The following is a 23,009-nucleotide window of genomic DNA, read 5'->3' as shown; positions in this document are numbered from 1 at the left end:
ACCCTTAGGCAATCACGCCCAGTTGTTTACCGATGCGGGTAAAGGCTTCCACCGCACGTTCAATTTGTTCAGGGGTATGCGCCGCAGACATCTGGGTGCGAATACGCGCCTGGCCTTTTGGTACCACTGGATAGAAGAATCCAGTGACATAAATACCTTCTTTTTGCAGCTCGCGCGCGAACGCCTGCGCTACGGAGGCTTCACCGAGCATCACCGGGATAATGGCGTGATCGGCGCCCGCCAGGGTAAAGCCTGCGGCGCTCATTTTTTCACGGAACAGACGCGCGTTGGACCATAGACGGTCGCGCAGCTCGCTGCCCGCTTCCACCATCTCCAGCACTTTAATCGAAGCGGCGACAATCGCCGGAGCCAGCGAGTTGGAGAACAGATACGGGCGAGAGCGCTGGCGCAGCCACTCAACGACCTCTTTACGCGCTGCGGTATAGCCACCGGACGCGCCGCCCAGCGCTTTGCCTAAGGTACCGGTGATGATATCGACCCGGCCCATCACGTCGCAGTACTCATGAGAGCCGCGACCGTTTTCACCGACAAAGCCAACGGCGTGAGAGTCATCGACCATGACCAGCGCATCGTATTTATCCGCCAGATCGCAAACGCCTTTCAGGTTGGCAATCACACCATCCATTGAGAAGACGCCGTCGGTGGCGATCAGCACATGACGAGCACCCGCTTCGCGAGCCTCTTTCAGGCGAGCTTCCAGTTCCTGCATGTCGTTGTTGGCGTAGCGAAAGCGCTTCGCTTTACACAGGCGCACGCCGTCGATGATTGACGCATGGTTCAGGGCATCGGAGATAATCGCGTCTTCTGCGCCGAGCAGGGTTTCAAACAGGCCGCCGTTAGCGTCAAAGCAGGAAGAATACAGAATCGCGTCTTCCATACCGAGAAAATCCGCCAGCTTTTTCTCAAGCGCTTTATGGCTGTCCTGAGTACCGCAGATAAAGCGTACGGAGGCCATGCCGAAGCCGTGACTGTCCATTCCACTTTTCGCAGCGGCAATCAGCTCCGGGTGGTTCGCGAGACCCAGATAGTTATTGGCGCAGAAGTTAATCACCTGGCTACCGCCGACGGTGATATCTGCCTGCTGTGCTGAAGTAATAATCCGTTCTTCTTTAAACAACCCTTCCGCGCGCGCGGTATCCAGGTCATTGGTTAACTGTTTGTAGAAATCACCACGCATTGCAACTCTCCAGATTCGGCAAAATTTGGCACATATTACCCTAAATAATTCGAGTTGCAGGACAAGGCTATGGTGCCTTGAACAGCGCTTGCGCTGGCCCCGTAGGGGCGAGGCCGCAGGCCGAGTAACGCGGTGACGCAGCGAATCCCCAGGAGCTTACTCTGGTAAGTGACTGGGGTGAGCGAGGAAAACCAACGTGCCTGTAACTTGAAGTATGACGGGTATATTACCTAAAGATATACGCTGATACGAGATGATGCATTACCACATGAATTATTTGCAGCATAAATCACGAGACCCTCTACACCTTTTCGGCGAATGGCTGAAGCCTTTCCGATGTGGTGATATGATATGAGTATTCATGTCCGGATTGTCTCTGGGCACCCTACTTCAAAGGTTACAGTTATGATCATCGTTACCGGCGGCGCAGGCTTTATCGGCAGCAACATCGTTAAAGCACTGAATGACCAAGGCATTACCGATATTCTGGTTGTCGATAATCTGAAAGACGGCACCAAGTTCGCGAACCTGGTAGACCTGAATATCGCTGACTACATGGATAAAGAAGACTTCCTGATCCAGATTATGGCAGGCGAAGAGTTTGACGATATCGATGCAATCTTCCACGAAGGCGCCTGCTCCTCCACCACCGAGTGGGACGGCAAGTACATGATGGATAACAACTATCAGTACTCGAAAGAGCTGCTGCACTACTGCCTGGAGCGTGAAATCCCGTTCCTGTACGCCTCTTCCGCGGCGACCTACGGTGGCCGCACCAGCGACTTTATTGAGTCCCGCAAATATGAGCAGCCGCTCAACGTCTACGGCTATTCTAAGTTTCTGTTCGATGAATACGTGCGCCAGGTCCTGCCGGAAGCGAACTCGCAAGTTGTCGGCTTCCGTTATTTCAACGTCTACGGGCCGCGCGAAGGGCACAAAGGCAGCATGGCCAGCGTCGCGTTCCATCTCAATACTCAGTTGAATAATGGCGAAAGTCCGAAACTGTTCGAAGGCAGCGACGGCTTTAAGCGCGACTTCGTCTACGTCGGCGATGTCGCTGCGGTAAACCTGTGGTTCTGGGAAAACGGCGTCTCCGGCATTTTCAACCTTGGCACCGGCCGCGCGGAATCCTTCCAGGCGGTAGCGGACGCCACGCTGGCTTATCATCAGAAAGGCAGCATCGAATACATTCCGTTCCCGGATAAACTGAAAGGTCGCTACCAGGCGTTTACCCAGGCGGATCTGACTAACCTGCGTGCAGCGGGCTATGACAAACCGTTTAAGACCGTGGCCGAAGGCGTAACGGAATATATGGCCTGGCTTAACCGCGACGCGTAAGAAATAACATGAAAATACTGGTGGTTGGCCCGTCTTGGGTAGGCGACATGATGATGTCGCAAAGTCTCTATCGTACGCTCAGGGCGCGCTATCCCCAGGCAATCATCGACGTGATGGCACCCGCGTGGTGTCGTCCGCTGCTGTCGCGTATGCCAGAAGTCAATGAAGCGATCCCGATGCCACTTGGTCACGGAGCGCTGGAAATCGGCGAGCGCCGCAAGCTTGGGCACAGCCTGCGCGAGCGTCGTTACGATCGCGCTTACGTGCTACCGAATTCGTTTAAGTCGGCCCTGGTGCCATTCTTCGCGGGTATCCCGCTTCGTACCGGCTGGCTTGGCGAGATGCGCTACGGCCTGCTGAACGATGCCCGCAAACTGGATAAAGAAGCCTGGCCGCTGATGGTCGAACGTTATGTCGGTCTGGCTTACGACAAAGGCGTGATGCGCTGCGCGAAAGACCTGCCGCAGCCGCTGCTGTGGCCGCAGTTGCAGGTGAATGAAGGTGAGAAATCGCAGACTTGTAACGCGTTCAACCTCTCCTCTGACCGCCCGATTATCGGTTTCTGCCCCGGCGCGGAATTTGGCCCGGCCAAACGCTGGCCACACTACCACTACGCTGAGCTGGCGAAACAGTTGATCGACGACGGTTATCAAATCGCCCTGTTCGGTTCTGCTAAAGATAACGAAGCGGGCAAAGAGATCATCGCCACGCTGAGCACGGAGCAGCAGGCATGGTGTCGCAACCTGGCCGGGGAGACCCAGCTTGAGCAGGCCGTCATTCTGATCGCCGCCTGTAAAGCGGTGGTCAGCAACGACTCCGGCCTGATGCACGTCGCCGCCGCACTGGACCGTCCGCTGGTCGCGCTCTATGGTCCGAGCAGCCCGAATTTCACCCCGCCGTTGTCGCATAAAGCGCGCGTTATCCGCCTGATTAGCGGCTACCACAAAGTGCGCAAAGGCGATGCCGCCGAAGGTTATCACCAAAGCTTGATCGACATTACCCCACAGCGCGTACTGGAAGAACTAAACGCGCTGTTGACGGAAAAACTGGAAACAGAGGAAGCGTAGCGGATGCAGGTATTGATCGTAAAAACCTCGTCCATGGGCGACGTACTGCACACGCTACCCGCGCTGACCGACGCCGCGCTGGCCTTTCCCGGTATTCGTTTCGACTGGGTCGTTGAGGAAGGCTTCGCGCAGATCCCTTCATGGCATGAAAACGTCGATCGGGTGATCCCGGTGGCGATTCGTCGCTGGCGCAAAGCGTGGTTTTCCGCGCCAATAAAAGCCGAGCGCAAGGCATTTCGCGAAGCAGTGCAGGCGGAAAAATACGACGCAATTATTGACGCTCAGGGGTTGCTGAAAAGCGCTGCGCTGGTAACCCGCCTGGCCCGTGGCGTTAAGCACGGCATGGACTGGAAGACCGCCCGCGAACCGCTGGCGAGCCTGTTCTATAACCGTCGCCACCATATCGCTAAACAGCAACACGCCGTTGAGCGCACCCGCGAACTGTTCGCCAAAAGCCTCGGCTACGCAAAGCCAAAAACTCAGGGCGACTACGCCATCGCTCGCCACTTTCTGCGCCAGGATGACGCATCTGCCGCACCGTGTCTGGTATTCCTGCACGCCACCACTCGCGATGACAAACACTGGCCGGAAGAGAACTGGCGGGCGCTTATCAGCCTGCTGGCCGACAGCGGCCTGAGAGTGAAGCTGCCGTGGGGCGCACCGCATGAAGAGGCGCGGGCCAAACGCCTGGCGGAAGGGCATGATTTTGTCGACGTGTTGCCGCGCATGAGCCTGGAGCAGGTTGCCCAGGTACTGGCAGGCGCGCGCGGGGTGGTTTCCGTCGACACCGGTCTGAGCCATTTAACCGCCGCGCTCGATAAACCAAATTTCACGCTATACGGCCCGACCGATCCGGGGCTGATTGGCGGCTACGGTAAAAATCAGTACGTCGTGCGCCCGGAAAACGGCAGCAGCACGGGGGATATTGCAGCTCCGCACGTATTCGAACTACTGAAGGCATCTCGCCTTATCGAACTGAATTCTTTGCACGAGAGTCCAGAAAAAAAATGAAATCTCATCACCAGAAGAAATTTGCGACATTACGAACCTGGAATAGAAAACGAAATTACTTTTTTAAAGCACTCCGTATGACGATTGCTCGCTGGATATGGGACCGTCGAATTAAAAAAGAATTTGTTTTAGCAAAAGGCGCAAAAGTTCTTCTTTTACGCGATGATGGAAAAATTGGGGATATGATCGTCTCCACCTCGCTTATACGTGAACTATATAAGAATGGCTATATGGTTGATATATTAGCGACGGTGAACAATATAATCGCGATCGAGCACAATCCTTACATTCGTAAAATACACATTTATGACCAGCAAGGTAATGTACCAAGGTTAGCCAACGAGAGTTACGATCTTGTTATCGATATGGGAGATAAAATATCGCCTACAAGCCTTCGTTTTTTACTGAAAATTAATACAAGGAACGTTATTGGTTTTAACAAAGAAAAGTATAATATTTATAACAAATCAATAAAATTTTCAGGTTTTCAAGAGCATGTCACTACTCGCTATGCACTTTTAATGTCTGAACTGGGATTTGCTCACGTTAATACCTCATACGATCTTTTCTATCCTGAAGAGACTGATGTCGACGTTTCAGATTTTTTAAAAAAATTACCGCACTCTAAAAACATCATCATCAATCCCTTCGCTGCCGATAGCAAACGTGAGTTATCACTTAGCCAACTTCAGCAACTCTTCCATGAAATAAAAAACTATATCCCTGGTTATAATATTATCTATCTCGACCCCAATAATAAGGTTATTTCTGTTCTTCCTGAAGGGGTATATAAAAATCCGTTTCCATCCCTGTTTAGCGCGATGTCTCTGATCAAACATGCCGATCTCGTCATATCGCCAGATACTTCTATCGTGCATATCGCGGCGGCGTACCGTAAACCTCTGGTTGCGCTTTATGGCAATGACATGCATGGGAAATATCAAAATAACAAGACCTGGGGGCCAGGCTACCCGGAAGCAGTGCAAATTTTGACGCACGACAAATATCACCCAATCTCAACTATAGAGGTTAAAGATATTGTCAACGCGGCTCAGCACATTATTAAAAAATGATATTCAAAGGGGAGCCATGCTCCCCATCTTTTTTACTTATTGGATGTTGGTAATGAAGCTGAAATAACAACTGATATTAAAAATAACATCGCCGTTTGAGGGTTTATTAATACTGAATCAGTTAGCCCACAAATGAAAAGAACAAACAATGGCAATAATGCTGATGTCATAATTCTTTGACGGATCACCACAATGGCGAAGGATAAATATATAAAAGCTAAAGAAAGTGCGCCCATGATACCTTGTAACGTTAGTGTTTCAAGAAAATCATTATGCATATTATATTTTACGTTATTATATCCTTCCGTATTTCCCGGATGATTTTCTTTAATAAACGCCTGAGCATACGTTGTTCTTTCCAGCGGTGTGCTGAAGAAATAGTGCTGGTCAGAATATGCCAATCCACTATCCCAAATCGCCACTCTAGGGAAGGTGCGAATAAGCGGGGAAATTCTTCTCGGCTGACTCAGTCATTTCATTTCTTCATGTTTGAGCCGATTTTTTCTCCCGTAAATGCCTTGAATCAGCCTATTTAGACCGTTTCTTCGCCATTTAAGGCGTTATCCCCAGTTTTTAGTGAGATCTCTCCCACTGACGTATCATTTGGTCCGCCCGAAACAGGTTGGCCAGCGTGAATAACATCGCCAGTTGGTTATCGTTTTTCAGCAACCCCTTGTATCTGGCTTTCACGAAGCCGAACTGTCGCTTGATGATGCGAAATGGGTGCTCCACCCTGGCACGGATGCTGGCTTTCATGTATTCGATGTTGATGGCCGTTTTGTTCTTGCGTGGATGCTGTTTCAAGGTTCTTACCTTGCCGGGGCGCTCGGCGATCAGCCAGTCCACATCCACCTCGGCCAGCTCCTCGCGCTGTGGCGCCCCTTGGTAGCCGGCATCGGCTGAGACAAATTGCTCCTCTCCATGCAGCAGATTACCCAGCTGATTGAGGTCATGCTCGTTGGCCGCGGTGGTGACTAGGCTGTGGGTCAGGCCACTCTTGGCATCGACACCAATGTGGGCCTTCATGCCAAAGTGCCACTGATTGCCTTTCTTGGTCTGATGCATCTCCGGATCGCGTTGCTGCTCTTTGTTCTTGGTCGAGCTGGGTGCCTCAATGATGGTGGCATCGACCAAGGTGCCTTGAGTCATCATGACGCCTGCTTCGGCCAGCCAGCGATTGATGGTCTTGAACAATTGGCGGGCCAGTTGATGCTGCTCCAGCAGGTGGCGGAAATTCATGATGGTGGTGCGGTCCGGCAAGGCGCTATCCAGGGATAACCGGGCAAACAGACGCATGGAGGCGATTTCGTACAGAGCATCTTCCATCGCGCCATCGCTCAGGTTGTACCAATGCTGCATGCAGTGAATGCGTAGCATGGTTTCCAGCGGATAAGGTCGCCGGCCATTACCAGCCTTGGGGTAAAACGGCTCGATGACTTCCACCATGTTTTGCCATGGCAGAATCTGCTCCATGCGGGACAAGAAAATCTCTTTTCTGGTCTGACGGCGCTTACTGCTGAATTCACTGTCGGCGAAGGTAAGTTGATGACTCATGATGAACCCTGTTCCATGGCTCCAGATGACAAACATGATCTCATATCAGGGACTTGTTCGCACCTTCCCTAGAGTATCAACATAACTTTGGCATTGTACCAGGTCTTCACCATCACCAACGATATCAAGTGACCAAGGAATATTGAGTTGACTAACTGCGTCAAAAAGCTCTTTGAGATTTTTTTGATCAGCAAAATGAACTCGTCCAACATAGAGTAATTTCAATGTTTGCGGGCGCGTGATAACCGCGGTACTTTTTTTTACAGGGTTAAAAACGACATCGATTGACTCTGGCGCAGCCCCCAGCTCTATGAACTGCCTGGCAATATCGCGGCTAATAGAGAAATGGTGCTCAGCGAGTAAGAGGTATCGAGGTCGATACCGATCTCGCGGCGGCAAGTGCATCCAGGTTGATAATTTTGCGCTCGTAGCTGATATTTTCATGGCGCGTCTGGTAATCAAGCAAGGAATCGTATTCAGTACAACGACTCGATTGGGACGGTTTTTCAGCATAAAAAAAGCTAGCTGTAAAACATGAAACAGCCTCGATATTTTATGATTACCAGTAATTCTCTGACTTTCTCCCCAGACAATCCCTTCACGCCACGTGCTTGAAGCATAACGGCCACCGTCATTAAGAATAAAGAGCCCCGCTGAATACCGAGGATCTGAATTTAACTGTAGAATAAGCTGCCGGGTAACATTCTCCATACCCCCTCTGCCACTCAGCAGATCAACAACGAACAGGATTTTTTTCTTTTTAGACATAAGTTTTTTCTGATTGTCGTGATTCTGGGTAACTAAATATCGATGATACGCTCAAGCCTAACATAATCTCCTGTTGCCAGGCTTGAGATAATAGATATAAATTTTATTACCCTGGTAAGCATTTTAATGTTGATTACGGTAGAGCATAAATTTCATATAAAAATGAGCCTTTTATCTCTTTTTATTATTATAATACTCCGCCAACGTCATTCCCTTCACCTGCGGCGCCAGCCAGCTGAAAAAAGCCTCCAGATCGGCATATAAGCGCTCGATATCCTGCTCGTTTTTAAACGTTGGGCTGCCGCCAGGCATGTACTCAGAAGAGTGGAGCATATATTCGACGTAGTCATTACCCTGAGTCAACGTCTGTTCCACGACTTTTTTCATCGTTTCGACGTTGCCGCCCTTCGGACGCAGCCAGTGAACGGACGGTGAGCGCACCTTGCCTCGCAAGCGATCGTAGCCCTGCTTCAGGCTATTCATCCAGGCAGAATGCTTGTACTGAATGCTCATCGGCACTTCCAGCAGCGGCGACTGACCTTCACGGCGAATATCGTTCTCATCGAGGAAGTAGGCGTGCTGCGGGAAGTTGCGATAATCGGTGCCGCCGTCGCCCTGCGGCGCGCCTTTGGCCGTTTTCCAGTTCACCCGAGGGGTGACCGAGCAATCGACCAGATAGCCGTACTCCACCAGCAGACGCGCATAGCGCTCATCAAACGCCCAGCGCCCGGCGCGGTGGCTGACCATTTTGGTCTGGAAGGTGTCTTCCAGCAGACGGGTCATATAGTCGACTTTTTCTCGCATCGCCGCATCGCTGTACTCAATCAGATATGGTTTATGCCGCCAATCGTCATCGGTAAGCGGGTCGGTTGGCGGGCTGTTCCAGGCGTGCAGATGCATACCAATTTCCGCCGTTCCCCGGGCAATCACATCTTTGGCGAACTCGATATAAACGGGGTCAATGGCCATTTCATAGTTGGTCAAATAAACCGGTTTGAAACCATACTTTTCGCAAAGCTGCTGAAAACGCGGTAAATAGCGCGCATTCTCGGTGGTGATGCTGTCATGTTTTTGCCAGAGGTTATCGCCCTCTGTATCAATCGTGATGAGAAATGCGGGTTTGTGCACGAAAACGTCCTCAGGCCATACGTATCGGGTCATGGTAGAGCAAGACAACGCTTCTCTCAATCTATCTGATCCCCTAGAATCGGAACCCTTATCCTGGATGAAGAACAGAGTATGACGCCTGAAACCCGCACTTCCAGCCGCGTAAACCCGGCGCGAATCCTGGTTATCAAGCTTCGCCATCATGGCGACATGTTATTGATAACCCCGCTTATTCACGCTCTAAAACAGCAATATCCCGCCGCCCACGTGGATGTTCTGCTTTATGAAGAGACCCGGGATATGCTCGCGGCGAACGCCGATATCAACCATATTTATGGTATTGATCGGCGCTGGAAAAAGCAGGGAGCCGGCCACCAGCTTAAGATGGAATGGCAGCTGATTCGAACCCTCCGCCAGCAACGCTACGATATGGTGCTCAATCTTGCCGATCAGTGGCCCAGCGCGATCATCACTAAGCTAACCGGCGCGGCAACCCGCATCGGCTTTGACTTCCCGAAACGCCGTCATCCGGCCTGGCGTTTCTGCCATACCGCCCTCGCTTCAACCGAGCTGCATAATCAGCTGCATACGGTGCAGCAGAATCTGTCGATTCTGGCGCCGCTTGGGCTGAATGTTGATGATGCCCCAGCAAAAATGGGCTACAGCGAACAGGACTGGGCCACCAGTTGCGCACTGCTACCGGAAGGGTTTCAGGACAACTATATTGTTATTCAGCCAACCTCCCGCTGGTTCTTTAAATGCTGGCGCGAAGAGCGAATGAGCGCATTAATTAATGCACTCTCGGAGGCGGGATATGCGGTAGTGCTGACCTCCGGACCCGATGCCAAAGAGAAACAGATGGTCGAGACAATTATGGCAGGCAGCCCTAATGCCCGTCTGCACTCGCTCGCCGGGCAGTTAACCCTGCGCCAGCTGGCATCGGTCATCGACCATGCCCGTCTGTTTATCGGCGTAGACTCGGTGCCGATGCATATGGCCGCCGCGCTGAACACGCCGCTGGTCGCGCTGTTCGGTCCGTCAAAGCTCACCTTCTGGCGTCCGTGGCAGGCGCAAGGAGAGGTGATCTGGGCGGGGGATTTTGGCCCCATTCCCGATCCTGACGACATTGATACCAACACCGACGAACGCTATCTCGATTTAATCCCCACCGACGCGGTTATCGCGGCGGCGAAAAAGGTACTGGCATGAGTAAATTCAGGCTGGCTCTGGTACGCCAGAAGTATCGCCCGGACGGCGGCGCGGAGCGCTTTGTCTCCCGCGCGTTGGAGGCTCTCGACGACAGCGATCTTGAACTGAACGTCATCACCCGCGAGTGGCAGGGGCCGGTGAAGCCCGAGTGGAACATCCACATCTGCAACCCGCGTAAGTGGGGACGCATCAGCCGCGAGCGTGGTTTTGCCGAAGCTGCGCGTCAGCTGTGGCAGCGCGAGTCCTTCGACCTGGTGCAAAGCCATGAGCGCATCCCCGGTTGCGACCTGTATCGAGCTGGAGACGGCGTACATCGCCGTTGGCTTCAGCAACGTTCGCGTATTCTGCCCGGCTGGAAAAGCCGTCTGCTGTTCGCTGACCGCTACCATCGCTATGTGATGCAGGCCGAGCGCGAAATGTATCAGGACTCGCACCTGCGCGGCGTCATCTGTAACGCAGAGATGATTAAACAAGAGATTATTGAAGACTTCGGTCTGCCAGCGGAAAAAATCCACGTTATCTACAACGCCATCGATAACCAGCGTTTTCTACCACCAACGGAAGCGGCCTTTGTTGCGCTACGCACCAAATGGAATCTGCCGCTGCAGGCGACCTGTCTGATCTACGTCGGTTCCGGCTTTGAGCGTAAAGGGCTGGATGCAGCGATTCGCGCCATCGCCCCAACCGATCGCTATCTGTTAGTGGTTGGCAAAGATAAAGAGCAGAGTCGCTATCAGCAACTGGCGAAAACGCTGAACTGTGAAGATCGGGTTCGTTTCTTCGGCATGCAGTCAGAAACCCTGCCGTTCTATCAGATGGCCGACGGCCTGCTGCTACCAACGCTGTACGATCCGTTCCCTAACGTTATCCTTGAAGCGATGGCCTGCGGCCTGCCGGTCATTACCACCACCGGCTGCGGCGGCGCGGAATTTATCGTTCAGGGCAGCAACGGCTACGTTTGCGACGCGCTGGATATCCCGGCCCTGCAGGAGTCCGTTATCGCTCTGCCCGCCCGCGCCTTAGGTTCTGCGCAAGGCGAACGTGCCCGCGAGCGCATTATGACCTGCACCAGCGAACGGCTATCGGCGCAGCTGCTCTCCCTCTATCAGGATCTGGTGAAATAACGATGCGCATACTGTTTGTTATTGACGGCCTGCCCGGCGGCGGCGCGGAAAAAGTGGTGCTGACGCTGGCGGAGCATTTTCTCAATCAGGGCGAACAGGTATCGCTCTTTTCCCTGCGCGACGTCTGCGATTATCCGTTGCCGGAAGGGCTGGATTATCAGGTGATCGCTGACCGCTGCCGCAAACCGTGGCGCAAGCTCACCGAGCTATCCCGGCGCGCGCGCCAGCTTGATGCGGCTATCGATAAAGCAGAACAGCAGGGCCATTTAGATCTGGTGCTCTCAAATCTGCATAAGACTGACCGCATTGTCTCCCGCAGCCGCCTGCTGAGCGGGCGTAACGTCTGGTTCTGCCTGCACGGCGTGTTCTCCACTTCCTATCTCGGCCATCGCACCGGTTTTGACCGCTGGATGAAACAGCAGAAGATCAAACGCGTTTACCAGGGGCGCAACGTCGTCACCGTTTCCGATGCGGTCGGCAAGGATCTGGTTGAACAGTTCGCCATTCGTCCGGCGCAGTTGAAAACGATTTATAACCCGTTTGATATCGCCGCCCTGCGCGCCGCGGCCCAGGAGCCGAGCGAACGGCCCGATGGCGACTATATTATCCACGTGGGGCGTTTTCATCCCGGTAAGCGCCATGACAGGCTGATTGAGGCCTATGCGCAAAGCGGCATCGATGCACCGCTGGTGCTGCTGGGGCAGGGAAAACCGGAGCAAGAACAGCGCCTGCGCCAGTTGGCACAGCAGCTACAGGTTGGCGATCGCGTCCTGTTTAAAGGCTTCCAGAAAAACCCGCTGCCGTGGATTAAAGGCGCGCGGATGCTGGTCCTGAGCTCAGATAGCGAAGGTTTTGGCAACGTGGTGGTAGAAGCGCTGCTGCTCAACACGCCGGTTGCCAGCACCCGCTGTCCGGGCGGTGTCACTGAAATTTTAACCGGCGAACTGGCTCGTGGTCTGGCGGATTTGAACAGCCCGGCGCTGGCCCAGACGATGCAAAGCATTTACCATAGCCCGCCTGCCATCGACGCCCTGATGCTGGAAAAATTCAGCGTGGCGACAATTTGTCAGCAGTACCGTCAGCTGCGTAGCGCCTGACGCCGTTATTCAACCAGGATCGAATGATTTATGAGTCAAACGCCTTTACTGAGCATCGTGGCCGCCGTCTATAACGGCGAAAAATTCCTTGCGCAATTCTTTGAGTGCCTTGAGCAACAGCAGTTGGAAAGCTATGAACTGATCCTGGTGAACGACGGGTCGACGGACGCCAGCCTGGCGGTTATCGACCAGTGGAAGGACCGTCTGCAAAATGTGATCGTGCTGGAGCAGGAAAATCAGGGCGTTTCGGTGGCGCGTAACACGGGTCTTGCCGTCGCCACGGGTAAGTACCTGACCTTCCCGGATATCGATGACAAGCTTTACCCAGGCATGTACAGCACGCTTCTGGAGATGGCGGAAAAGGGTCACCTTGATGTCGCCACCTGCAACGGGCGCTACGTCTACGAGACGAAAAAAGATATCCACCCGATATTCCCGCTGGATAAATTGCAGTCTACCGGCGTACTGCCCGGCCACGTGTGGTTAAAGCAGGCGCTGGATTCGCGTAAATTCCTGCATGTCACCTGGCTGAATATCTACCGTCGCGAATTTATCGCGAGCCACAACTTCCACTTTGAGCCGGGCCTGCGCCATCAGGATATTCCCTGGACCACGGAAGTGTTGCTTACAGCAGAACGCGTGCAGTACACCAGCGAGCAGTTCTACGACTACTATATTCACTCGGAATCGGTATCGCACAAGCCGGACAACGACGATACGCTGATGCGTTCAGCGCGCCACTACATGAAAATTCTGGAGATGCTGGACGCCATCAATCAGCGTTATCCGGACAAGGTTCGCGATATTTCCGCCTGCCGCTGGCAAATCGCCAAAGAGGGGCTGGGAATTATTCATACTTTCGATAGCATGAAAGATGAATCAAAAAAGCATATTATAATTAAAGAATTCTTCGACCGCGGGATCTGGAGTCTTATCTGGAAAAACGCCCGCACGTTCCGTCTACGCTGGCGTCTTGGACGCCGCTATCTGCGCATCAAGCGCTATCGCGATGTGGCTTAATACTGAATCCGCCAAAGAGATAGCTTTACGCGGGTTAAATGCTTAGAATTTGCCCGCAAAAACATGAAAACGGATAAATCGCTTGGAATTGCTTTATACCGCCCTGCTTTACCTTATTCAGCCACTGGTTTGGCTACGACTTCTCTTACGTAGCCGTAAGGCCCCTGCCTACCGCAAACGCTGGGCTGAACGTTATGGCTACTGTCAGAACAAGGTAGAACCGGACGGCATTCTGCTGCATTCCGTTTCCGTCGGCGAAACCCTGGCGGCGATCCCGCTGGTACGCGCGTTACGTCATCGTTATCCCTATCTGCCGATCACCGTTACTACCATGACGCCAACTGGCTCCGAGCGGGCGATGTCGGCCTTCGGTAAAGACGTTCATCACGTCTACCTGCCTTACGATCTGCCCGGTGCCATGAACCGCTTCTTCAACACCGTCCAGCCCAAGCTGGTTATTGTGATGGAGACCGAGCTGTGGCCGAATATGGTCGCCACGCTGCATAAGCGTAAAATTCCGCTGGTCATTGCTAACGCCCGCCTGTCCGAGCGCTCGGCGAAGGGCTACGCCAAGCTGGGCAAATTTATGCGTCGGCTGCTGAGCCGTATCACGCTTATCGCCGCGCAGAATGAAGAAGACGCGAACCGTTTTATCGCCCTGGGCCTGAAGCGCAATCAGTTGGCGGTTACCGGTAGCCTGAAGTTTGATATCTCAGTGACACCTGAACTGGCTGCACGCGCCATCACCCTGCGCCGCCAGTGGGCACCGCATCGTCAGGTCTGGATTGCCACCAGCACCCACGACGGCGAAGAACAAATTGTTCTCCAGGCGCATAAAAAGCTGCTGGAGACATTCCCCAATCTGCTGCTGATCCTCGTCCCTCGCCATCCGGAACGTTTTAGCGACGCCCGCGAAATGGTGCAGAAAGCAGGAATGAGCTACACCCTGCGCAGCACTGGCGAAATCCCATCGAACAGTACCCAGGTGGTGATTGGCGATACGATGGGCGAGCTAATGCTGCTGTACGGAATCGCCGACCTTGCGTTCGTTGGCGGCAGCCTGGTGGAGCGCGGCGGTCATAATCCGCTGGAGCCCGCCGCCCATGCGATTCCAGTATTGATGGGCCCGCACACCTTCAACTTCAAAGATATCTGCGCCAAGCTGCAGCAGGACGACGGTCTGATTACCGTGACCGATGCCAACTCGCTGGTGACCCAGGTGTCTAACCTGCTGACCGACGAAGATTATCGTCTGTGGTACGGTCGCCACGCGGTGGAAGTGCTGCATCAAAATCAGGGCGCGCTCTCCCGTCTGCTACAGTTACTACAACCTTATCTGCCGCAGCGGAGCCACTAATGTCGCCTCGACTCTCGGTCGTAATGATCGCCAAAAATGCGGCGGATCTGCTGCCTGATTGTCTGGCATCAGTAAGCTGGGCCGATGAGTTAATCTTGCTGGATTCCGGCAGCAGTGATAACACCGTCGAATTAGCCCGCAGCCTCGGCGCTCAGGTTCATATCAATCGCGACTGGCAGGGTTATGGCATTCAGCGCCAGCGCGCCCAGAGTTACGCCACCGGCGACTACGTGCTGATGATAGATACCGACGAGCGCGTCACCCCAGAGCTTGAACAATCCATCCGCAGCGTGCTGGCCGCGCCAAAAAGCGGTGCTATCTACAGCATCGCCCGGCGAAACTATTTTCTCGGTCGCTTTATGCGCCATAGCGGCTGGTATCCGGACCGCGTGATGCGCCTGTACCAACGCGACCATTACCGATATAACGATAATCTGGTGCATGAGTCTGTCGACAGCAAAGGCGCACAGGTTATCGAACTCTCGGGCGATCTGTTGCATCTGACCTGCCGTGACTTTTCCGGCTTTCAGCAAAAGCAGCTGGCCTATGCCGCCGCCTGGGCCCAGGAGCGCCACCAGAAGGGTAAGAAGACCTCGCTGACCGGTATCTTCGGCCATACGCTGGGTGCCTTCGTGAAAACGCTGCTGCTACGCGGCGGTATTCTGGATGGAAAACAAGGTTGGCTACTGGCTGTGGTCAACGCGCAATATACGTTTAATAAATACACCGAGCTGTGGGCGCTAAGCCGCGGCTACTCGGAGAAAGTGTAATTATGAGCACAAAAGCGATCTATCCGGGCACCTTCGACCCTATCACTAACGGCCATATCGATATCGTCACCCGTGCGGCCAGCATGTTTGATAAGGTCTTGCTGGCTATCGCCGCCAGCCCGAGCAAAAAGCCGATGTTTACCCTCGATGAGCGCATCGCGCTGGCAGAGCAGGCAACCGCACATCTGGTCAACGTTGAAGTGATTGGCTTTAGCGATTTAATGGCCAATTTTGCCCGCGCGCAGCAGGCGAATATTTTAATTCGCGGACTGCGGGCGGTGGCGGATTTTGAATATGAGATGCAGCTGGCGCACATGAACCGCCACCTGATGCCGACGCTGGAGAGCGTGTTCCTGATGCCGTGCAAAGAGTGGTCGTTTATCTCCTCTTCGCTGGTGAAAGAGGTAGCGCGCCACCAGGGCGATGTCTCCCACTTCCTGCCTGCTAACGTTCACCAGGCGCTGCTGAAGAAGCTGTAGGGCGTTCTTCCCGGAGGCGGCGCGATGCGCCTGCCCGCAGACGGCTGGAAACCTGTAGCCCGGCTAAGCGCAGCGCGAGCCGGGATCAACGCAAACACCACACTTTACTTCTGGCACTGGCGGCAATAAAACGTCGCCCGCTGCGCATGTTTGCTGCCGATAATTGGCGTTCCGCAAATACGGCAGGGTTCCCCCTTACGACCATAAACCTGTAATTCCTGGGCAAAATAGCCCGGCTTACCGTCGCTTTGCAGGAAATCTTTTAGCGTCGTCCCGCCCTGCTCGATGGAGCGCAACAGCACCAGCTTAATCACCTTTACCAATTGCTCGCACTCTTCGCGTGAAAGCGATGAAGCGAGCCTGTCGGGGTGGATCCCCGCCGAGAACAGCGATTCGCTGGCGTAGATATTACCGACCCCGACCACCAGCTTGTTATCCATCAGCCAGGGTTTAATCGCAGTTTTCTTCTTCGCGCACCTTTGCTGGAGATAGTCAGCATTGAAATCATCGCTTAGCGGCTCCGGCCCAAGATGCGCTAACACCGGATGGCCTTCCAGCTCTTTGGTCCACAGCCAGGCACCAAAGCGGCGCGGATCGGTATAGCGCAGAACCTTGCCGTTGCTCATGATCAAATCAACGTGATCGTGTTTCTCTGCGGGCAGCTCTTCGCTCAGAATGCGCAGGCTCCCCGACATGCCAAGGTGGATGATAATCCAGCCGTCGGGCAGCTCCAGCAGCAGATATTTGGCACGACGACGCACGCTGAGAACAGGAACGTCGCTCAGGCGATAGATCTCTTCGGAAACCGGCCAGCGCAGGCGTCCGTTACGCACCACGGCGTGCAGGATAGTCGCCCCAACCAGATGCGGCTCAATACCGCGGCGGCTGGTTTCTACTTCAGGTAATTCAGGCATATTTTTCTCATATGAAAACAGCAGGCGCTCCTATTTTACCTCGTTCAGAAGGCAACGACGCGGTTAGTGCTGAAAATTCACACCAACGGTTATCTGTCTGCCATCGGGCTGTGGTTTAAATTTCCAGCGCCAAAGCATATCGACCGCCCGCGCATCATCATCTTCCACTCCACTGCTTTTGCTCACCAGCACCAGCGTCGGAACGCCGTTTTTATCGATATCAACGGTAAGCTCAGCCCGTTTATCACCCTGCGTCTGCGGCGCCTTCCACTCAACTTTGAAGAAATGCGCGTTTAACACTTCATTCCGGTCGATATCAACCGCTATACTCACCGGAAAGTCACCAGGAACAATGGTTTCATGACGGTCCAGCTTTTTGCTCGCTGGTAAGATGTCTCCGGCTTTTGCAGTATCTTCACCTTTCGCTCTTTCTCCGAGAATATCGACATAATCCGCATACACTTTTGCCGAAAGAATCGCACTACGCTCGCCCATGCCCACCCGCATCAGCAGCTTGGTTTTGATATTCGCTATTTTCTGCTCGGTATCCTCGGCGAGAGGCTGTAGCAACAATGAATAGATCATCGCACCGATATACAGTTCAGGATCGCGATCGGCCCACAGGCTACCCCAGGCCATCCACACTTGTGGATCCTCCGGAGCCAGCGCCAGCAGTTGCGCCCACGTTGCCCGGTTCTCATCAAATGAAGCAAAGCTCTTTCTCAGCGCCAGATCCTTCAATAACGGCGCATAGTACGGATGCGTATCGACCAGCTTTTCCATCGCTTCCGTCATTTCAGTAAAGCCTTCCATTCTGCCTTTGGTGTCTTTATCCCGCTTTTTGAAGTAGACGAGCTGTAGATTTCGCGCCTCTTCCGCGCTGAGTTTCTTCTGTGGAAAGAGCGCTTTCATCCGGGTGAATTGAGCGACCATCTCTTGCGCGGCAGTTTCCATCCCGGATTTATTATGCCGGGCCGCCAGCCGGGCGATACGCGTCGCTCGTGATTCCATCTCCCGATAGTGCTCCTCAGGAGGCAGACGATCGCTGATAAAGTTCACCGGTATCAGCAAGCGCTCTCCATGCCGGTTAGAAGCAAAACGCCACTGCTGCACGTAGTGGAGCGCCGCCTTGTCAAACTCGGGAACGCCGCTACTGCACTCGACCACCGCGTTAAATAGATCGCCGCCTACCCCGGTATCCACCGAAAGCACCGTCGTCGCCGACTTGATAAATTTATTTATCGCCGGATAGAGCATAGCCTGCACACTCTCTTTCCAGATGCCATACTGCTCCGCCTCAATACTCACGTGTCCAGGAAAGCGCTCGTTAACATTGCCGACGCCAGGTACGGGTCCTTGTTTAAACACAATTGATTTCGATAAAGGCAGCACCTTACCAGCCTCACCTTGTTCTCTGGCGGCATATCTGTCCCATGGCAAATCGCAGGAACGGGTCTGCATTCTGGCCCGCAGAATGTGCAGGATTTGCCGATCCTCAGCCGGCATTTGCGCAATATACGCCTCTAACCGCTGCTGTAGCGCAGGTTGGCGCGGGCTATCCTTCAGACCCTCCGCCATCAATAATCCAGTAGTAATGCTTTGTGTGAGCGGCTGAAACTGCGAATTTCGCACCCGCTCATCATCACGAGACTGGATCAGCGCTAATGCCCAGCCCAGCCAGGCGTCATGGTTTTCCGGCGCAATGGCGATTGCCTGGCGAAATGCTCTTTCCGCCCGCGATTTATCCGTATCCGTGGTCAACGTCAGGACGGCCGCAGCCAGCGTCAGATCGCCACGGTCCGGCATCCATGTCAGATAATCGACCATTTTGGGTAATGCCTTAGCTTCTTGCTCAGGATAACCTAATGCCTGCTGCCAGAGCGCATCCGCGGCGGCTGCGTCTTGTTCATTCCAGCCCAGCAGCAGCTCCGCCAGCGGTTTTTTCTGCGCGATAAATTGCTCGATAATATTGTGCTGATTAAACGGCCCCCCGCGCAGGGTTATCTGAATAAAACGGGCATGGCGATCAAATAAAAAATCCTGCCAGGCAGGTGATTCCAGCTGATTCATACTCTGCCAGCGCCGCTGATTTTGCTCGCCTATGGGCACATTGAATAACGTGACACCGATGACAAAAACAATCTGCGCCACGGCGGCTACCAGATAGCCTTTATTGCGCCGGGTAATCGCCACCCACATCAGGGCGAAAAAGTAGAGAGCGCCCCCCAGCCACAGGCCGTAGAGCAATAAACGCTGGGGAGCATTCAGCGCCGCCGGTAAAAGCGAAAGCTTATCCACCAACATAAAGGGGGCAGACCAGAGAAAGAGCACCATATTCGGCGCGACAAAAAGCGCAATCAAAGACAAGATGACCAGCAGGTGCTTTAACTTCGGCGTAATCATTTATGGCTTACTCCGAAGAATCGCCAGCAGCCCCATCACGGCTATCCAGACAAAAATCAGGATTAACGCCGCGTTATCGTACCAGGCATGCCAGGGACCGCTCAGTTGGGTAAAATTACGCGCTAATATGGTCATCACCAGAGTGCTAATCAGGGCCAGCGCCCCGTGCCAAACAAATGCAGGAACTTTGCTGCGCATATTGCGCCACAGCAGCGTTAACGGCCCCGGCCCGGTTGGCTGACGACGTACCGCAGCGGCTGGCGCAACGCGAGGCTGGCGCTTGATGGGCGCAGGTCGCTGGCGAACAGTTTGCGTTTGCTTATGCTGCTTCGCCTGCTTTACGCCTTCTACAACCTGTTTTTCACGTGCGCAGACCAGGCACGGCATCCCAGCGAAATGCTGATGTTTCTTACTACAGAGAACAATTTTTTGCGTACTGCGTAGCGCATAAGGACGCAATACCTGTGCCCATTCATCGGCGCAAGGGCGTCGGGCGGATGAGCCGCTAAAAGCGCGGTCGAACAGCTTACGCAGCTCGGTCGGCAGCAGATGGTGGGTACTGGCCGGTACCGGGGTAATATTTTTTGCCGCATTGACGCCGTAGGCATAGCAACCGGCGGCGATGCGACCGGGTAAATCATCGGGCACCTTCGCGGTTTGCGAGCGGCCGCTATAGGGATGAATACCATGGTTGAGCAGTTGAAAAATAATCACCGCCAGCGAAAAACGGTCCTGTGCTTCTTCCTGTTCGCCGGGCACCTGCCCGATGCGCTGGAACTCCGGTGCCAGGTAATCCGGCGTGAACTGCCCGGCAGGGAAACGCTCGCCCTCGCCCTGAATGCTAAAACCATCGCAGTCCAGCAGCGCGATATACAGGCTGTCGCGATAGAAGCGCAGGTTAACCGGCTTCATGTCGATAACCCGGTGCTGTCGCGCATGCAGCGCCGAGACCAGGGTCGCGAGGTTGCAGGCCAGACTTACTTTTGCGCCGATCCCTTCCGGCAGATTCTGCGCCTTCGCTTGCCGCGACTGCAAAATATACTCCAGCTCAATAGTGCGCTGGGTATCAAGGACCGGCATAACAAAGCCAATAACGCGCTTGCGCTCGTCAAAGAGCAAATAGTCGGGCCACGCCAACTGGACAATCGTCTCACCGTCGGCAGGTGCGGGGATCTGCGGGCGCTGCGCAAGCATGGCGCTAAGCTTGCGCTGGTAATAACCGGTATCGATATTGGGATGATAGATTTTCGCAACCCGGGAAGGGTCATCCGCCAGAAAATAGACGCTGCCAGCGCCGCCGCTCTTGATGAGTTTCCCCAAACGTACCGCGCGGCGCTGCTCGTTATAACACCCAGGGACTTTTTTATGCTTCATTACGCAGAGCTACCAGCAGCGTCTTGTCATCACCGGTTATCGCCCACGTGCGCGGGTCATCAAGCGTGGCGCGTATCGCTTCGCTCCCCTTCTCCTCTGAAACCTGCTGCAAATAGCTTACGACAGGGTCCATAAAGGGGGAAAACAGCGCATCACAGCTACGGTTTAGCGCAAACGGCTGCACACCATCGGACATCATCACCAGCTGTATGGCTCTGCCAGCAAACTGATTGATGCGTAAATGTTCACGCCAGTCAGGGCTGGTGAGGAACCAGGTTTGGTTGGCGTATTCACCGTTTTCAGGTAAAGAGAAGTGCTGCTCATCGTTGATAGTGAGCGCCGCAACGCCATCACCGATATGCAGGACCAGCGACTGCGTTTCGCCCAGCCATGCCGCCAGAACGGTACAGGCAAAATCACCCGCGACAAGCTGTTGCTCTTTGGCTTGTAGCAGAACAGCCTCTCGGACATCCGCTATCAGCGCCACGACTTGCTCTTCATCAGGCACAACGGTCAATAGCGCCAGGCGCTCACACAGCGCCCGGGCAACCAAAGCCGCCCCCTGTTCGCTATAAGCGGCTGAACCTGCGCCATCACAAACGACAGCAACAAGTCGATCGCCCAAATTGCGATAGCAAAAGGCATCCTGACAAGGAAGGTTATTTTGTCGGTGGCTGCTGCCGATAACCGACGAAGCATAAACGCGCCAGTTCATCGCGTCAGACCGAAATTTCTGACCAGCTGTCCGTCGGCGGCAGCTGTGCTTTTCCGCCCGGCGTTGACTGCGACACCACCTGCATGCTGGCGCTTAGCCAAAGGAACAGCTCGCGAAACTGCAACCCCTTCAGCTGTTTCACGCCATTAATCCCGCTACGGCTGAAATGGCCCATCGATTCAGAGGCCTCGTCGCCCACACTAATCGGGAATACGGCAACTTTATTCGCCGCCTGCGCCTCGCAGCACTCCTGAGCCGCCACCTGCCAGTTATCCGTTGGCGCACCGTCCGACATCAAAAACAGCCATGGCCGGGTATAGGGTACGCCAGCCGCTTTCAGACGCTGCTTTTCAGCTTCGATTTCGCCCAGAGCCAGGCTGACGGCCTGCCCGGTTGGCGTCAGACCACTCGCTTCAAGAACTGGGGCGGTGAAGTCCATCGCATCGCACCAGTCGCCATGCAGCTGGCACTCATCGTAACCGCCGTATTTAATCACCAGCAGGCGAACACGCTTCGCGGCGATAACATCATTTTTAAGTTCGCTTTCCAGCAGCTTGAGCCCCTGATTTAGCTGGGCAATTGGCTTGCCCTCCATACTGCCGGAACAATCGAGAACGAGAATTAAGGGGGTTCGCTGTTCACTGTTATCAATAAATGAAACATCTGGAATGAATGACGTCATAACAATCCCTGTCGGTGGTTTTCTGTACCGGAAGAATAAACATCCCGTCCCGGCAAGACAAGAAAAACCTTTTCATTCATATGGTTAATGATTAACGACGAGAAGAAGAATTGAGTGATAAATTTCAAAGAAGGGAAATACTGTAAAACGGAAACAAAAAACCCCGCCGGGGCGGGGTTCTTCTTTACAAGGAGGCTAAAATTATTTGATTTTAGCTTCTTTGTATAAAACGTGCTGACGGACAACTGGATCGAATTTTTTCAGTTCCAGTTTTTCCGGTTTAGTACGTTTGTTCTTCGTAGTGGTATAGAAGTGACCAGTACCAGCAGAAGAAACCAGCTTGATTTTCTCACGAATACCTTTAGCCATGATTTAATTCCTCTAAGTACTTAGTACTTTTCGCCACGGGCACGCAGTTCGGACAGAACTGTATCGATGCCTTTCTTATCAATAACACGCATACCTTTAGCAGATACACGCAGGGTGACAAAACGCTTCTCGCTCTCAACCCAGAAACGGTGAGAGTGCAGGTTAGGCAGGAAACGGCGTTTAGTCGCGTTCAGTGCGTGGGAACGGTTGTTACCGGTCACCGGACGCTTGCCAGTAACTTGGCAGACTCGGGACATGTCTATTCTCCAAAAATCAAATTAGCTCGAGCTTCGTATGGGGTATTGGCGCCTCGTCAGGCTTTACAGCCCGGTCATCGCATAGTTCTATTGAACTCTCGATTGCCAGGCCCAAATGCCAAA

Annotated in this window: 23 protein-coding genes; 11 read left to right on the top strand and 12 right to left on the bottom strand. The window is 53.7% G+C overall.

The annotated features are described in order from the left end of the window. Positions 1-4: 4 nt before the first annotated feature. Positions 5-1,198, bottom strand: a complete 1,194-nt coding sequence (kbl, locus tag HV213_RS00895) for a glycine C-acetyltransferase (RefSeq protein WP_110276980.1) — start codon at positions 1,196-1,198, stop codon at positions 5-7. A gap of 405 nt (positions 1,199-1,603) precedes the next feature. On the opposite strand from kbl, the gene rfaD reads away from it, so the two are divergent. Genes rfaD through HV213_RS00875 form a run of 4 tightly spaced genes read left to right on the top strand, consistent with a single transcriptional unit; the run spans position 1,604 to position 5,687 of the window. Next, positions 1,604-2,536 carry an ADP-glyceromanno-heptose 6-epimerase gene (rfaD, locus tag HV213_RS00890; RefSeq protein WP_181484454.1) on the top strand — a complete coding sequence of 311 codons (933 nt, stop codon included), beginning with the start codon at positions 1,604-1,606 and terminating at the stop codon, positions 2,534-2,536. An 8-nt stretch (positions 2,537-2,544) separates the two neighbouring features. Continuing rightward, the gene (rfaF, locus tag HV213_RS00885; protein WP_181484453.1) at positions 2,545-3,603 is read left to right on the top strand and encodes an ADP-heptose--LPS heptosyltransferase RfaF; all 1,059 of its coding nucleotides are present in this window, start codon (positions 2,545-2,547) and stop codon (positions 3,601-3,603) included. Positions 3,604-3,606: 3 nt separating this feature from the next. Next, entirely contained in the window at positions 3,607-4,614 is a 1,008-nt protein-coding gene (gene rfaC / locus HV213_RS00880; RefSeq protein WP_181484452.1) for a lipopolysaccharide heptosyltransferase RfaC, read from the top strand. Beyond that, the gene (locus HV213_RS00875; protein WP_181484451.1) at positions 4,611-5,687 is read left to right on the top strand and encodes a glycosyltransferase family 9 protein; all 1,077 of its coding nucleotides are present in this window, start codon (positions 4,611-4,613) and stop codon (positions 5,685-5,687) included. The genes rfaC and HV213_RS00875 overlap by 4 nt, the downstream gene beginning before the upstream one ends. 32 nt (positions 5,688-5,719) lie before the next feature. Here HV213_RS00875 and HV213_RS00870 read toward each other — a convergent pair whose 3' ends face one another. The 4 genes from HV213_RS00870 to HV213_RS00855 form a co-directional block, all read right to left on the bottom strand. Beyond that, positions 5,720-6,088, bottom strand: coding sequence for an O-antigen ligase family protein (locus tag HV213_RS00870; protein ID WP_181484450.1), 369 nt, complete (start codon positions 6,086-6,088; stop codon positions 5,720-5,722). 172 nt (positions 6,089-6,260) lie between these two features. Further along, entirely contained in the window at positions 6,261-7,241 is a 981-nt protein-coding gene (locus HV213_RS00865; protein ID WP_000019403.1) for an IS5-like element IS5 family transposase, read from the bottom strand. Between the two features lie 45 nt (positions 7,242-7,286). Then, positions 7,287-8,009 carry a hypothetical protein gene (locus HV213_RS00860; RefSeq protein ID WP_181484449.1) on the bottom strand — a complete coding sequence of 241 codons (723 nt, stop codon included), beginning with the start codon at positions 8,007-8,009 and terminating at the stop codon, positions 7,287-7,289. A gap of 171 nt (positions 8,010-8,180) precedes the next feature. After that, positions 8,181-9,137, bottom strand: a complete 957-nt coding sequence (locus HV213_RS00855) for a polysaccharide deacetylase family protein (protein WP_181484448.1) — start codon at positions 9,135-9,137, stop codon at positions 8,181-8,183. A 111-nt stretch (positions 9,138-9,248) separates the two neighbouring features. Between HV213_RS00855 and rfaQ the strand changes: the two genes are divergently transcribed. The 7 genes from rfaQ to coaD all read left to right on the top strand — a co-directional run bounded on the left by rfaQ (position 9,249) and on the right by coaD (position 16,172). Continuing rightward, positions 9,249-10,325: a putative lipopolysaccharide heptosyltransferase III gene (gene rfaQ / locus HV213_RS00850; RefSeq protein WP_181484447.1), complete on the top strand. Its 1,077-nt coding sequence runs from the start codon at positions 9,249-9,251 to the stop codon at positions 10,323-10,325. Continuing rightward, positions 10,322-11,449 (top strand): glycosyltransferase family 4 protein, encoded by a 1,128-nt coding sequence (locus HV213_RS00845; protein WP_181484446.1) that lies wholly within the window; start codon positions 10,322-10,324, stop codon positions 11,447-11,449. The genes rfaQ and HV213_RS00845 overlap by 4 nt, the downstream gene beginning before the upstream one ends. A 2-nt stretch (positions 11,450-11,451) precedes the next feature. Next, a complete protein-coding gene (locus tag HV213_RS00840; RefSeq protein ID WP_181484445.1) occupies positions 11,452-12,546 on the top strand; it encodes a glycosyltransferase in 1,095 nt (364 codons plus the stop codon). A gap of 30 nt (positions 12,547-12,576) precedes the next feature. Further along, positions 12,577-13,566 carry a glycosyltransferase gene (locus tag HV213_RS00835; RefSeq protein WP_181484444.1) on the top strand — a complete coding sequence of 330 codons (990 nt, stop codon included), beginning with the start codon at positions 12,577-12,579 and terminating at the stop codon, positions 13,564-13,566. An 82-nt stretch (positions 13,567-13,648) separates the two neighbouring features. Beyond that, on the top strand, positions 13,649-14,923 hold the full coding sequence (gene waaA, locus HV213_RS00830; RefSeq protein WP_181484443.1) for a lipid IV(A) 3-deoxy-D-manno-octulosonic acid transferase: 1,275 nt from the start codon (positions 13,649-13,651) through the stop codon (positions 14,921-14,923). After that, on the top strand, positions 14,923-15,693 hold the full coding sequence (locus HV213_RS00825; RefSeq protein ID WP_181484442.1) for a glycosyltransferase family 2 protein: 771 nt from the start codon (positions 14,923-14,925) through the stop codon (positions 15,691-15,693). Before waaA ends, HV213_RS00825 begins: the two co-directional genes overlap by 1 nt. 2 nt (positions 15,694-15,695) lie before the next feature. After that, positions 15,696-16,172, top strand: coding sequence for a pantetheine-phosphate adenylyltransferase (gene coaD, locus HV213_RS00820; RefSeq protein ID WP_100682896.1), 477 nt, complete (start codon positions 15,696-15,698; stop codon positions 16,170-16,172). Between the two features lie 104 nt (positions 16,173-16,276). Here coaD and mutM read toward each other — a convergent pair whose 3' ends face one another. From mutM to rpmB, 7 genes are all read right to left on the bottom strand, one after another. Then, complete coding sequence (gene mutM, locus HV213_RS00815; RefSeq protein ID WP_181484441.1) at positions 16,277-17,086, bottom strand: bifunctional DNA-formamidopyrimidine glycosylase/DNA-(apurinic or apyrimidinic site) lyase; 810 nt, start codon at positions 17,084-17,086, stop codon at positions 16,277-16,279. Positions 17,087-17,149: 63 nt separating this feature from the next. After that, positions 17,150-19,489, bottom strand: coding sequence for an energy transducer TonB (locus HV213_RS00810; RefSeq protein ID WP_181484440.1), 2,340 nt, complete (start codon positions 19,487-19,489; stop codon positions 17,150-17,152). Continuing rightward, entirely contained in the window at positions 19,490-20,863 is a 1,374-nt protein-coding gene (locus HV213_RS00805) for a DNA-binding protein (RefSeq protein ID WP_181484439.1), read from the bottom strand. Further along, complete coding sequence (locus HV213_RS00800; protein ID WP_181484438.1) at positions 20,853-21,578, bottom strand: PP2C family serine/threonine-protein phosphatase; 726 nt, start codon at positions 21,576-21,578, stop codon at positions 20,853-20,855. Before HV213_RS00800 ends, HV213_RS00805 begins: the two co-directional genes overlap by 11 nt. A 4-nt stretch (positions 21,579-21,582) precedes the next feature. Next, positions 21,583-22,260: a vWA domain-containing protein gene (locus HV213_RS00795; protein ID WP_142513439.1), complete on the bottom strand. Its 678-nt coding sequence runs from the start codon at positions 22,258-22,260 to the stop codon at positions 21,583-21,585. A gap of 201 nt (positions 22,261-22,461) precedes the next feature. After that, positions 22,462-22,629 (bottom strand): 50S ribosomal protein L33, encoded by a 168-nt coding sequence (rpmG, locus tag HV213_RS00790; RefSeq protein WP_003024094.1) that lies wholly within the window; start codon positions 22,627-22,629, stop codon positions 22,462-22,464. 20 nt (positions 22,630-22,649) lie between these two features. After that, positions 22,650-22,886, bottom strand: a complete 237-nt coding sequence (gene rpmB, locus HV213_RS00785; protein WP_002436699.1) for a 50S ribosomal protein L28 — start codon at positions 22,884-22,886, stop codon at positions 22,650-22,652. Between the last annotated feature and the right edge of the window lie 123 nt (positions 22,887-23,009).

Source organism: Klebsiella sp. RHBSTW-00484 (genome assembly GCF_013705725.1).
Lineage (GTDB): Bacteria > Pseudomonadota > Gammaproteobacteria > Enterobacterales > Enterobacteriaceae > Klebsiella.
This window is presented reverse-complemented; position numbering and strand designations above follow the sequence as displayed.